The sequence below is a fragment of the Phenylobacterium sp. genome, from assembly GCF_030651185.1.
GTDB lineage: Bacteria > Pseudomonadota > Alphaproteobacteria > Caulobacterales > Caulobacteraceae > Phenylobacterium.
Map to the genome: position 1 here is coordinate 121104 of NZ_JAUSCJ010000006.1, position 12751 is coordinate 133854.

Below are 12751 nucleotides of genomic sequence, written 5' to 3' on the forward strand. Positions count from 1 at the left end.
CCCCATGGCCGAGAACGGACTTGAGCTCGACGAATTCGCCCCGGGTGATCCGCTGGCCGACATGTCGATGGACATGGAGGACAAAACCGCCACCGACCTGGCGCCGGTCTTCGACGTCCCGGTCTCGATTTCCGCGGTGCTCGGCCGCGCCACGATGTCGGTGGCTCAGCTGCTTCAGCTCAGCTCCGGCAGCGTGCTGGAGCTCGATCGCAAGGTCGGCGAGGCCATCGACATCTACGTCAACAACCGCCTGGTCGCCCGGGGCGAGGTCGTCATCGTCGACGAACGCCTGGGCGTGACCATGACGGAAATCATCAAGGACGGGGACTCGGCGGCCTGACGGCCCCTGGAGTCTGAGGAGATCTGATATGCGGCTTCTGGTCGTCGGAAAATTGAACGGGCAACTGTCCACCGCCGTGAAGATGGCGATGTCGGCGGGCGCCAAGGTCAGCCACGTGGAGACCATCGCGGCCTGCACCCACGCCCTGCGCGCGGGTCAGGGGGCGGACCTGCTGCTGGTGGACTATGACCTCGACATCGCCGCCCTGATCGCGGCCAACGAGGCCGAGCGGATCCGGGTGCCTGTCGTGGCCTGCGGGGTCGACGCCGATCCCAAGCGGGCCGGCGACGCCATCCGCGCGGGCGCCAAGGAGTTCATCCCACTGCCCCCCGAGGCGGAGATGATCGCCGCGGTGCTGGCCGCCGTCTCCGATGACAACAAGCCCATGGTGGTGCGCGACGCCGCCATGCAGGCCGTGATCTCGCTCGCCGACCAGGTGGCGGGCTCCGAAGCCTCCATCCTGATCACCGGCGAGAGCGGCTCGGGCAAGGAAGTCATCGCCCGCTACGTCCACCAGAAGTCGCGCCGGTCCTCCAAGCCTTTCATCTCGGTCAATTGCGCGGCCATCCCGGAGAACCTGCTGGAGAGCGAGCTGTTCGGCCACGAGAAGGGCGCCTTCACCGGCGCCCTGGCCCGCCGCATCGGCAAGTTCGAGGAAGCCAACGGCGGCACCCTGCTGCTGGACGAAATCTCCGAGATGGACGTGCGCCTGCAGGCCAAGCTGCTTCGGGCCATCCAGGAGCGCGAGATCGACCGGGTCGGCGGCTCCAAGCCGGTGAAGGTGGACATCCGCATCCTGGCCACCTCCAACCGCGACCTGGTCCAGGCCGTGAAGGACCACACCTTCCGCGAAGACCTGCTCTATCGCCTCAACGTCGTGAACCTGCGCCTGCCGGCCCTGCGCGAGCGGCCCGGCGACGTGGTCGCCCTGGCGGAATTCTTCGTCAAGAAGTACGCCGCCGCCAATGGCGTGGCCGAGCGGCCCCTGTCGGGCGAGGCCAAGCGCCGCCTGGCCGGCCATCGCTGGCCCGGCAACGTCCGCGAGCTGGAAAACGCCATGCACCGCGCCGTGCTCCTGGCCATCGGCCCGGAAATCGACGAGGCCGCCATCCGCCTGCCCGACGGCCAGCCCCTGGCCGCTCCAGATCCCGGCTCGCGCACCGCCTATGCCGCCGCCACCGCCGCGGAGTCGGCGACCCGCAACTTCGTGGGCCAGACGGTGGCGACCATGGAACAACAGCTGATCATCGACACCCTGGAGCACTGCCTGGGCAACCGCACCCATGCGGCCAACATCCTGGGCATCTCCATCCGCACCCTGCGCAACAAGCTCAAGGAATACAGCGAGGCCGGCGTTTCGGTCCCCGCCCCGCAGGGCATGGGCGCCCACGCCGCCTGATCGTCTGACCTCTTTGCTTTCCGCCGGCCCTCATGTGAGGGCAGGCGCCTCGGATTCCACCCATGGCTGACGTCCCCGCAGGTTACGGCACCAACCGCCCCTCCGCCGGAGAGGTGTGGAGCTGGATCGCGCGTGGCGAGGTGGCCCTGGCGATCGGCGTCATCGGCGTCATCGTCCTGCTGATCCTGCCGATTCCGGCCTTCCTGCTGGACGCCCTGCTGGCGCTCTCGATCACCAGCGCCGTGCTGATCCTGATGACCTCGCTGCTGATCAGCCGCCCGCTGGAGTTCACCGCCTTCCCGACGGTGCTGCTGGTCACCACCCTGTTCCGGCTGGCGCTGAACATCGCCTCGACCCGCCTGATCCTCGGCCACGGCCACGAGGGGGCGCACGGGGCGGGTAAGGTCATCGAGGCCTTCGGCCACCTGATGACCGGAGGCAGCTTCGCCATCGGCCTGATCGTCTTCGCCATCCTGGTGCTGGTGAACTTCGTGGTCATCACCAAGGGCTCGGGCCGGATCGCCGAGGTGGCGGCCCGCTTCACCCTGGACTCCATGCCCGGCAAGCAGATGGCCATCGACGCCGACCTGTCGTCGGGCCTGATCGACGAGGATTTGGCCAAGAAGCGCCGCAAGGAGCTGGAGCAGGAATCGACCTTCTTCGGGGCCATGGACGGCGCCTCGAAGTTCGTGCGCGGGGACGCTGTCGCCGGCCTGGTGATCGTCGCCATCAATGTGATCGGCGGCATCCTGATCGGGGTGATCCAGCACAAGGTGCCGATCGGCGAGGCGGCCTCCACCTACACCATCATGACCATCGGCGACGGCCTGGTCAGCCAGATCCCCGCCCTGATCATCTCCATCGCCGCCGGCTTCCTGGTGTCGAAGGCCGGCGTAGACGGATCGGCCGACAAGGCCCTGGTCACCCAGCTGGCCATGAATCCCATCGCGCTGGGCATGGTCTCGGCCACCGCCGGGGTCGTGGCGTTGATCCCGGGCATGCCGATCATCCCGTTCGCCATCGTCTCCATCGCCTCGGGCGTCCTGGCCTGGCGACGCGGCCATGCCAAGCCCCAGGCGCCGGAGCAGAATTCGCTCACCGTCGCGGCCCCCACGGCCGAGGAGTCCGAGGAGCCGATCAGCCAGACCCTGGCCATCGACGAGATCAAGATCGAGCTGGGCTACGGCCTGCTGCCGCTGATCAACGACCTCGAGGGTCGCCGGCTCACCGACCAGATCAAGGCCCTGCGCCGGACGCTCGCCACCGACTACGGCTTCGTCATGCCCGCCGTGCGCATCCTCGACAACATGCGGCTGCCCAGCCAGGGCTACATGATCCGCATCAAGGAGATGGAGGCCGGCGGCGGCGAGGTGCGGCTGGGGTCGCTGATGGCCATGGACCCGCGCGGCGGCCAGGTGGACCTGCCCGGCGAGCACATCCGCGAACCGGCCTTCGGCTTGCCTGCCACCTGGGTGGACGACTCCTTGCGCGAAGAAGCCACGTTCCGGGGCTACACCATCGTCGATCCGGCCACGGTGCTGACCACGCACCTGACCGAGATCCTGAAGGAAAACATGCCCGACCTGCTCTCCTATGCGGAGCTGCAGAAGATGTTGAAGGACCTGCCGGCCGAGCAGAAGAAGCTGGTGGAGGACCTGGTGCCCCAGGTGGTCTCGGCCACCACCATCCAGCGCGTCCTGCAGGCCCTGCTGAAGGAGCGTGTCTCGATCCGCGACCTGCCCGCGATTCTGGAGGGCATCGGCGAGGCCGCGCCGCACACCCAGTCCATCACCCTTCTGGTGGAACAGGTCCGCGGCCGCCTGGCCCGGCAGCTCTCCTTCGCCCATCGCGGCGACGACGGCGCCCTGCCGATCATCACCATGTCGGCCGAGTGGGAGAACGCCTTCGCCGACGCCCTGATCGGCTCGGGTGACGAGAAGCAACTGGCGCTGGCGCCGTCTCGCCTGCAGGAGTTCATCCGCGGCGTCCGCGACAGCTTCGAGCGCGCGGCGCTCAACGGCGACTCACCGGTGCTGCTCACCAGCCCGCAGGTGCGGCCCTATGTCCGCTCGATCATTGAGCGCTTCCGCGGCCAGACCCCGGTGATGAGCCAGAATGAGGTCCATCCCAAGGCCCGCCTGAAGACCGTCGGCACCATCTAGGCCCGAAAGACCGCGCTCAACGTGTGGGCCGTTGCAGGCGCGCTTTTCGACTGGTAGCGGTTTCGCCCACGGGGCGATTGTCAGCTCCGAGCTTGGACATCGCATGCGACCCTCCAAACCCAAACCCCGGCCCGGCGCTGGCGCGAGCATGTTCTGGGACCTGCTCACCTTTGAGCGCCTGATGACCAACCAGGTTATCCACCTGATCTATTGGGCCGGCCTCGGGGTGATCGCCCTGATCGCCTTCGGGTTCATCGGCACCGCCGTCGGCGTCGCGCTGCGCGAAGAGCTGTTCATGGGCATCTTGCTGGCGCTCAGCGTCCTGGTGGGCGGTTTCCTTGTGGTTGGCGCCCTGGTGCTGCTGTGGCGCTCGTTCTGCGAGCTCTATGTGGCGATCTTCCGTCTCAGCGACGACCTGCACGCCATGCGCCAGGCCGTGGACGCCGAGAACTCGGTGCGGCCGCAGCCGCCTCAGAGTTAGTTTCGCGGAGAGGGGCTGGAGCCTCTCAGCCCAGCCCCTGCACCCAGGCCGCCGCGGCGGGCTTGGGATTTCCATTCACGTCGAACAGCAGCGGCGCGTCGGCGCCGTCCTCACGCTTGCGCCAGGACTCCAAGTCCCGGAGGCCCCAGGTGGTGAAGGCGAACTGCTGGCGCTGCGGCAGGGCGGAGAAGGCTTCGGCCGCCTCGCGGTAGAGATCAGCCTGCCGGGTCAGGCGCTCGGTGCGGCTGCCACCTTCCTGAAGCGAAACGTCCATCTCGGAGATGTGGATCGGCAGGCCCAGGGAGGCGAGGTCGGCGATGGCCGCCTTGACCAGGCCCTTCTGGTCGCCTGCCGCCAGGTGGGTCTGTGTGCCCAGGCCGCCCAGGGGCGCGCCGGCCTTCAGCAGGGTCTCGGCCAGTTTCAGGAACGTCGTCCGCTTCTTCGGCTGGGTTTCAAGGAAGAAGTCGTTGAGGAACAGCACCGCATTCGGGTCGGCCTCATGGGCGTGCTGGAAGGCCAGCACCATGTGTTCAAGCTTGCCGAGCTTCCGGGCCCAGAGGCTGTCGCGCCAGCCGTCGCCGTTATCGCCCACCGTCTCGTTGATCACGTCCCAGCCCACGGCCTGGCCGCGATAACGTCCGACCACCGCCAGGATGTAGTTGCGATAGGCGTCGGCGAAACTGACCCGGCTCTCGTCGAGCTGCTCGAAGGCCGCCGGCGCCTGGTCATACCAGACCAGGGTATGTCCAAAGAGACGCAGGCCGTGAGCCTTGGCGAAGGCCGCGATGGCGTCAGGCCCCTCGAAGCGGAACGTGCCGTCCGCCTGGGCGATGTATTCCATCTTCATCTCCCACTCAGGCGTGAGTTGGGAGACCTGCTCGGTGAGCAGGCGGACCAGGGCCGGGTCCTGCAGATGGACGGCCTGGATGCAGGCGCCGACCGGGAACGGGGCGATGCTCCTCAAGGGCGGAATGCTGACCGGCGCGGCGTCGGCCTTGGGGTTGCAGGCCGCCAGCGCCAGGGTCGAGCCGATGAAGGCCCGGCGGTGGACGCCCGCGGTCATCGCGCGCCGACGGCCCGGCGCAGGCCCAGTTCGTCGAGGGCGGCGGTTTCCTGCTTGGCCACTTCCTTGCGGCGGGCGACCGCGATCCCCTCGGCCACCTGCTCGTACTTCTTCTGCTCTTCGTAGGCCAAGGACAGGGCGTCGCGGGCGCCAGCTTCCTCGTCGGCGATGCGGTCGATCTCGATCTGGGTGGCGGCCTTGCGGATCCGCAGGCCTTCCAGGAAGCCCACCTGATACCAGCCATGCTCGGCGTCCTCGCGGGCGCGCTGGCTCTCGGCCTCGCCCTCGGCCTCCAGCAGCACCAGCTTCATCTCGGCGGCCATGCGGCGGTCGGCGATCTCACCCAGACGCTTCTGCAGGATCTCGACCTCATAGGTCGAGAGCTTGATCAGACTGTCGGCCCAACTCATGCGGCTTCACTCATCAGGATCTGGGCCAGGCGTTCAAAGCTTTCGTCGAGGCTGGTGGCCTCGTCCTTGTCCTGGCCAAGGAAGGCTTCCAATTGCGGGTTGAGCGCGATGGCCCGGTCGACCGCGGGATCGGCGCCGGCGCGGTAGGCGCCGATGCGGATCAGCTCCTCCATGTTGGCGTAGGCCGACAGGGTCTGGCGGGCGTTTGTGACGATCTGCCGCTCGTGGGGTTCGTGGCAGCCCGGCATGGTCCGGCTGATGGACTTCAGCACGTTGATGGCCGGGAAGCGGCCGCGCTCGGCGATGGCGCGCTCCATGACGATGTGGCCGTCGAGGATACCGCGCACGGCGTCGGCGATGGGCTCGTTGTGGTCATCCCCGTCCACCAGCACGGTGAAGATGCCGGTGATCGGCCCCGCCGTCGTGCCGTCGGGACGGACAGGGCCGGGACCGGCGCGCTCCAACAGCTTGGGCAGCTCGGTGAAGACGGTGGGGGTATAGCCCTTGGTGGTGGGCGGCTCGCCGGCGGCCAGGCCGATCTCGCGCTGGGCCATGGCGAAGCGGGTGACGCTGTCCATCATGCACAGCACCTCCAGGTCCTGGTCGCGCAGGAACTCGGCGATGGCGAGCGTCATATAGGCCGCCTGGCGGCGCTTCAGGGCCGGCTCGTCGGAGGTGGCCACCACGACGATGGCGCGCTTCAGGCCCTCCTCGCCGAGGGTCTCCTCAATGAACTCCCGGACCTCACGGCCCCGCTCGCCGATCAGCCCCACCACGACGGCGTCGCAGTCGGCCTCCTTGGCCAGCATGGAGAGCAGCACCGACTTGCCGACGCCCGAGCCGGCGAAGACGCCCAGGCGCTGGCCACGGCAGCAGGTGGTGAAGACGTTCATGGACCGCACACCCAGATCCAGGCGCGCGCCCACCCGGCCGCGCGCGTGGGCCGCCGGCGGAGGGGCCCGCAGCGGATAGGCGGCCGGACCCTGAGGCAGGGGGCCGAGCCCGTCGATGGGCTCGCCGAAGGCGTCGATGACACGGCCCAGCCAGGCGCGGGTGGGGCGAACGGCCGAGCCCATGGGATCGATGCGGATTTCGGCGCCGGGCGCCACGCCCTCGACAGGGCCGAAGGGCATCAGCAGGGCGCGGGTTTCACGGAAGCCGACCACCTCGGCCTGGAGGGGGGTGTCGGCCCGGCGCTCGATCTCGGCGCGGGCGCCCACCGACAGCCGGGTCAGCCCGCCGCGGGCTTCGATCAACAGGCCGTTCACCGCCGCGACGCGGCCCGAAACGGTCAGCGGATCTATACGCTCGACGGCCGCGACGAGGTTACGCAAAACAGGGGAACTCCGGTGGGCGGTTCAGGCCCGTCAGAATCGGCCCCGCGGCCTTAACTTCGGATGAAGATTCAGGGCTGCGACACCCTGCCCTTGGCTGTGAAGATCGCCAGGGGCGCCCCCGCCGCGAGATCGAAGTCCTTCCAGTCCAGCCCCAGCGCCTGGAGCCCCGTGGCGGCCAGCTGATTAGCGCCGGCGCAGGTCGCGGCGGAGGCGGCCTGAGGCGCGATGTCCGGACCGATGGCGGCGATCCAGGTCTGGTCGGAGCCTGGCCACTGCGGCTTGCCGTGGCTCTTCCAGGCGTCCGCGCGCCCATCGCTCCCGCGGCCGTGATCGGTGGTGACGATCAGGGTGGTCTTGCCGGCATAGGCCGGGTCGGCCTGCAGGGCGGCCCACAGTTCGCCAAGGAAGCCGTCGGTGCGCCGGGCGGCGATCAGGGTCTGGTCGTAGAGGCCGTCATGGGCGAAGTCGTCGGTCTCGCCATAGGAGACGAACAGCACCCGGGGCTTGTCGTGCCTCAGGGCTTCCAGGGCGTAGGCGTGGGTGAAGACGTCGAAGCGCACCCCGGCCCAGCGGCGCGGGGTCTGGTCCTGCAGGCGGGCGAGCGTCGCTTCCATCGGCGTGCGCGACGCCGGGGTGGCCCAGCCGGCGTTGACCGGCAGCTTGCTGCGGGCGGCCGCCAGGATATCGTCGAAGACGTTCCAGGAGGTGATGGCGCGGACCTTGCCGCGGAACTCGGGGCGCTCGTTCAGCCACTCCAGGACGGTGACATTCCTGTTGGGGCCATGCTCGTTGGAGGTGATGGCGGGATCGACCCGGCCGGTGAGGATCTCGTTGTAGCCGGGGTAGGAGAACCACATGTCATTGGTCACCGCCGCGCAGCCGCCTTGATCGCGATTGCCCAGCAGGACGCCCTGCCTGGCCACCACGTCGTGGAGGAAGGGGGTCAGGGCGCGGGGGCGGTCGGAAATCTCGACGAACCGCGCCTTCAGGGCCGCGGGATCCTCGACGAAGGTCTTGTCGGCGGCGCGAGCGGGGTCGGCGCCCCGGAACACCTCCTGCCAGCCCAGGCCGTCCACCGTCACCAGGACCAGGCGGCGGTCGGGGTCCTTGGCCAGGGCCGGGCCGGCGGCGAGGGCCAGGGCCAGGGCCAGGGCGAAGGCCGCGATCAAAGCGCTCGGGAACTTCATGGGGGTTTCCTGGGACAAAATGGACGTCAGCGGCTCGGGCCCGGGCCGCCGAGGATGAGGTGAGCCGTGTCGATCCGTTGGGAGAGCCGGACCTGGCCCCTCCCGTTGCGGACTTGGCCCGCCAGGGCCGCCGCCAGGCCGAGAGCCGTCCTTCGGGCGACGTCTTCCACGGTCAAGGTCGGCTCCAAAAGGGAGGAGCCGGGCGGGGAGGCCCGGCTCCAGTTTGGGGATAGACTAGAACGTCTTGCGGACAGTGACGAAGACCTGGCGCGGCGCGCCGGCCAGCAGGGTCTGGCTGTCGCCGCGGATGGCGAAGCCGTTGGAGTCGATGGTGGAGATATAGGCCTCGTCGAACAGGTTGCTGACGTTGAGCTGCAGCTCCAGGCCCTCCAGCAACGGCGAGCCGGAGAACCGGTAGCCGAGGGTCAGCTCGGCCAGGGTCTGGGAGGGGACGCCGCGGTCGTTCTCATAGGTGAAGAAGCGTTCGCTCAGATAGGACAGGCCGAACTTCCCGAACAGCGCGCCGTCGTCGTAGTTCAGCTCGGCCTTGAAGAGGTTTTCCGGCGTGTCGACCGTGGTCTTGCCAGCGGTCCGGGCGACGGTCAGGCCGTTGCCGTCGCGGGTGTCCTCGTCATAGGTCGAGTCGTTGTAGGCGTAGGAGGCGAACAGCGACCAGTCGGGGGCGAAGTTCCAGTCCCCGGCGGCTTCGAAGCCCTTGGCCGTCACCCCGCCGACATTGGCGAGCGCGGCGGGATTGCCCTGGATGCCCGAGCCCACGGCGACGCCGAACAGGCGGTTCTTGAACTGCACATGGTAGAGGGCCACGACACCCTGGAAGTCGGCGGTCTTGTAGCGCCAGCCGGCCTCGAAGGTCTGGGAGAGTTCGGGCTTCAGCTTGCCCTTGATGGCGTTGAAGCCGGTCTGGGACGCCGAGAACGGGCCGGAGGTGCCGGAGCTGGCGAAGGCGCGCATGTTTTCCGAATAGCCGGCGAAGACCTGACTGTCGGGGGTCAGGTCGTAGCGGACGCCGATCTGCGGCAGGAAGTTCTCCTCAGCCTTGATCGTCCCGGTCTTGTTGGCGCCCACCACCGTGGTGGCCTCGTTTTCCACCGACAGCGACTTGAAGCCGAAGTTGACCGCCAGGGCGTCGCTGATCGACCAGGTGTCGGAGAGGTAGAACTTCCGGGTGGTGGTCTTGAAGTCGTACTCCCAGTCGGTGCGGAAGGCGCCCGACTGCATCTCGAGCATGTCCCGCGAGAACGACGTGCGGTCCAGGGCGTAGAACCGCCGGGCCTGGGTGAAGTCGTTGCCCTCGTACCAGACGCCGCCCTCGATCTCGTGGTCGCCCAGGGTCAGGGTGGCGGCGGCCACCACGCCGGCGCGGCTGATGTCGTACTCGGTGGTGCGGATGGACAGGGGCGAGTTGTTGGTGGTGGCGCCGGCGGCGCCGTAGTTGGGCGAGGCCACATAGGGCGTCACCCACAGGCCCTGACCCTCGTTGGTGTGGCCGTAGGCCGTCGCCTTGACCCGCAGGGCCTCGGTGAGCGGCATGTCCAGGGTCACGGCGCCGATCAGGTCGTCGCGCAGACCCGCGGCGTCATAGTAGGCGTCGTCGGGGCTGATGATCTTGCCGGGATAGACGGTCCCGAAGGACGGGAACTTCGGGGCGACCCCGGTGTCGCCGCGGTTGTTGCCGATCTCGGCCACCTGCACGGCGCCGGCATAGTTGGGGGCGAAGTTGTCCCAGCTCAGGCCCAGGCGGCTGATCATCTCCAGCGACAGGTCCTGGTAGTCGTTCTCCTGGCGGGTCGACCAGTTGACCCAGCCGGTGAGCGAGCCTTCGCCGAGGGGCTGGATGGCCTTGAGGTTCACCTGGGTCTGGCGCTGCTCGCCCTCGCCCTTCCACTTGCCGGCGGTGTTGTAGGAGTAGCTGAGATAACCCCGCGCGCCGGTGGCCAGCTCGCCGCTGTCGAGGCGGACGAAGCCGCGATGGGTGTCGTTGGAGCCCGCCGTCGCCGCCGCCAGGACCGCGAACTCGGCGGACGGCTCGCGGGAGCGGAACTGCAGGGAGCCGCCAAGATCGCTTACCGAGGCGACACCCAGCGAGCCCGCACCCTGGGCGAGCTCAGCCTGACCGACGTTCTCGCCTGCGATGGCGCGGGAAATGTGCAGGCCGTTGTGGTTGCCGTAGGTCATGTCCCCCAGCGGCACGCCGTCCAAGGTGAAGCCGAGGCGGTTGCGGTCGAAGCCGCGGATCGAGATGCGCGAGGACCATTCGTAGGCGCCGAAGGGGTCGGCCGACTGCAGGTTCACATTGGGCAGCTTCTCGACCATCTTCAGCGGGCTGGCGCCGGCGACCTCGAGCTGCAGGTCGCCGCCATCCACGGTCTGAACCTGGCGGGCCTCGCCACGGCCAAAGACGACCACCTCTTCAACGGAGGCCGCCGCCGCGTCCGCGGCCTCGGCCGCCGCGCCGTTCGCCCAGCCTAGAAGAATGACGCCCAGCGCGACGCCGGCGAGAAGATGGCTTTTCATGGTTGCCCCCGATCGAACCGCCCTCTGCGGTCTATGGGGGCTGCCTAGCAGCGCACCTTAACGGTCAAGCTTCGGATACATGACATTGGGCTGACGTCCCGGCGTCAGATTCAAGACATCGGGACGGCGAGACCGGTATCAGCCGACGCGGCGCAGGCTCGCGGCGATGCGCGCGGCGGCCTTCGGATAGCGGGCGGCGAGCTTGGCGGTGCTGAAGGGACGGCGGGCCGCGGCCTTGATCAGGACAGGCCGGACGGCGCCGGCGAGGAGGGGGCGGGCGGTGCGGGCGATGGTCCCGCGACCGGCGATGGCGGCGATGGCGCCAATGGCCAGGCCGCCAAGGGCCAGGGCCAGGACCGGATGCCTGCGGATCCGCTCGCGCAGGGTCGGCTTGGACGGGGCGATGGGCTCGACCCCGACCAGGGGATCGCCGGTGACAGCGTCATTGGCGGCCCGGCCCTGGAGAACGCCGGCGCTGACCTCGAGGGGTTCGTTGAGGACGGAGGCCAGCGACGCACGGTCGGAGGCGGACTTGGACGGCGTGGGCATGGGGCAGGTCCTTGAGCAGGGGTTCGCCCGTGCAAACTCCCAAGGCCCTCCCCCGTTCCGCCCGCGGGATCCTTGGCGGCCCTTTCTTAAGGATGCGGCGTTCGGACGCGGCGGCGGCCGACGGACCGGCCGTCGCCCATCTTTTCCGCCCCTCGACCGCCGCCCGGCGCGAGGGTCGGCGGGCGCGGACGACGCGGGATCGGACTCAAGCCGTTGAACAGACTCAGGCTTCCCAAGCCTCCGCCGGCCTCCCGGCGTCGAGGCGCCCAAGGACGGCGGGGACGCGAAGCAGGTCGAGGCCTGTCCAATCACAAAAGATTCAACCAGCCTGCGACTCTCCGCCCGGCGGCCGCGCTTGCTGGGGATTCCGAAATCGAGTTAACGATTCGGTCAGAGGCCTTTCATTATTAACCGGTCTTAAATTAACTCGCTGGCAAGGTAGCGGTGAGGGACGACGTGGATTCCGAAGAATCCTAATTTAGGCGCGGGCGGTTCAGGAGAATTATATGCGCGTACTGTTGATCGAGGACGACAGCGCTACTGCGCAGAGCATCGAGTTGATGCTCAAGTCGGAAGGCTTCAACGTTTATACGACGGACCTTGGCGAAGAGGGTGTGGATCTGGGTAAGATCTACGACTACGACCTCATCCTGCTGGACCTGAACCTGCCCGACATGAGCGGCATGGATGTGCTCCGCACCCTGCGCGTCGGCAAGATCAACACCCCGATCATGATCCTGTCGGGCTCCGCCGAGATCGACACCAAGGTTAAGACCTTCGGCGCCGGCGGCGACGACTACATGACCAAGCCCTTCCACAAGGACGAGCTGGTCGCCCGCATCCACGCCGTGGTCCGCCGCTCCAAGGGCCACGCGCAATCGGTCATCAAGACCGGCGACATCACCGTGAACCTCGACGCCAAGACCGTCGAAGTGAATTCCAGCCGCGTCCACCTGACCGGCAAGGAATACCAGATGCTGGAGCTGCTCTCGCTCCGCAAGGGCACCACCCTGACCAAGGAAATGTTCCTGAACCACCTCTATGGCGGCATGGACGAGCCCGAACTGAAGATCATCGACGTGTTCATCTGCAAGCTTCGCAAGAAGCTGGCCGCGGCCGCCGACGGCAAGCATCACATCGAAACCGTCTGGGGCCGCGGCTACGTGCTGCGCGACCCCCAAGAGACCGCTGTCGCGGCCTGAAGACCGCCAAGCGTTCCACGTCCAGGAATTCGGCAGTACGCCCGCCCTCACCGGCGGGCGTTTCTGTTTGCGCCTCACGCGTGCCG

The 12751-nt window shown here is 68.2% G+C and carries 11 protein-coding genes; 5 read left to right on the top strand and 6 right to left on the bottom strand.

Annotated elements, in window-relative coordinates; genetic code table 11:
* Positions 1-4: 4 nt before the first annotated feature.
* From fliN to Q7J39_RS01935, 4 genes are all read left to right on the top strand, one after another.
* The gene (fliN, locus tag Q7J39_RS01920; RefSeq protein ID WP_215338970.1) at positions 5-340 is read left to right on the top strand and encodes a flagellar motor switch protein FliN; all 336 of its coding nucleotides are present in this window, start codon (positions 5-7) and stop codon (positions 338-340) included.
* 28 nt (positions 341-368) lie between these two features.
* A complete protein-coding gene (locus tag Q7J39_RS01925; RefSeq protein WP_304819851.1) occupies positions 369-1739 on the top strand; it encodes a sigma-54-dependent Fis family transcriptional regulator in 1371 nt (456 codons plus the stop codon).
* A 62-nt stretch (positions 1740-1801) separates the two neighbouring features.
* Entirely contained in the window at positions 1802-3901 is a 2100-nt protein-coding gene (flhA, locus tag Q7J39_RS01930; RefSeq protein ID WP_304819853.1) for a flagellar biosynthesis protein FlhA, read from the top strand.
* Between the two features lie 103 nt (positions 3902-4004).
* Positions 4005-4382, top strand: a complete 378-nt coding sequence (locus Q7J39_RS01935) for a DUF4282 domain-containing protein (RefSeq protein WP_304819855.1) — start codon at positions 4005-4007, stop codon at positions 4380-4382.
* Between the two features lie 25 nt (positions 4383-4407).
* Here the strand turns inward: Q7J39_RS01935 and Q7J39_RS01940 are convergent, their stop codons facing one another.
* The 6 genes from Q7J39_RS01940 to Q7J39_RS01965 all read right to left on the bottom strand — a co-directional run bounded on the left by Q7J39_RS01940 (position 4408) and on the right by Q7J39_RS01965 (position 11463).
* Complete coding sequence (locus Q7J39_RS01940) at positions 4408-5445, bottom strand: endo-1,4-beta-xylanase (RefSeq protein WP_304819857.1); 1038 nt, start codon at positions 5443-5445, stop codon at positions 4408-4410.
* Positions 5442-5855 carry a flagellar export protein FliJ gene (locus tag Q7J39_RS01945; protein WP_304819858.1) on the bottom strand — a complete coding sequence of 138 codons (414 nt, stop codon included), beginning with the start codon at positions 5853-5855 and terminating at the stop codon, positions 5442-5444. Before Q7J39_RS01945 ends, Q7J39_RS01940 begins: the two co-directional genes overlap by 4 nt.
* Complete coding sequence (fliI, locus tag Q7J39_RS01950; protein ID WP_304819860.1) at positions 5852-7189, bottom strand: flagellar protein export ATPase FliI; 1338 nt, start codon at positions 7187-7189, stop codon at positions 5852-5854. Before fliI ends, Q7J39_RS01945 begins: the two co-directional genes overlap by 4 nt.
* A 71-nt stretch (positions 7190-7260) precedes the next feature.
* Positions 7261-8379, bottom strand: a complete 1119-nt coding sequence (locus Q7J39_RS01955) for an alkaline phosphatase family protein (protein ID WP_304819862.1) — start codon at positions 8377-8379, stop codon at positions 7261-7263.
* A gap of 234 nt (positions 8380-8613) precedes the next feature.
* Positions 8614-10914: a TonB-dependent receptor gene (locus Q7J39_RS01960; protein WP_304819864.1), complete on the bottom strand. Its 2301-nt coding sequence runs from the start codon at positions 10912-10914 to the stop codon at positions 8614-8616.
* 138 nt (positions 10915-11052) lie between these two features.
* Entirely contained in the window at positions 11053-11463 is a 411-nt protein-coding gene (locus Q7J39_RS01965; RefSeq protein ID WP_304819866.1) for a hypothetical protein, read from the bottom strand.
* Between the two features lie 506 nt (positions 11464-11969).
* Between Q7J39_RS01965 and ctrA the strand changes: the two genes are divergently transcribed.
* Positions 11970-12665, top strand: a complete 696-nt coding sequence (ctrA, locus tag Q7J39_RS01970) for a response regulator transcription factor CtrA (protein ID WP_304819868.1) — start codon at positions 11970-11972, stop codon at positions 12663-12665.
* The last annotated feature ends 86 nt before the right edge of the window (positions 12666-12751 follow it).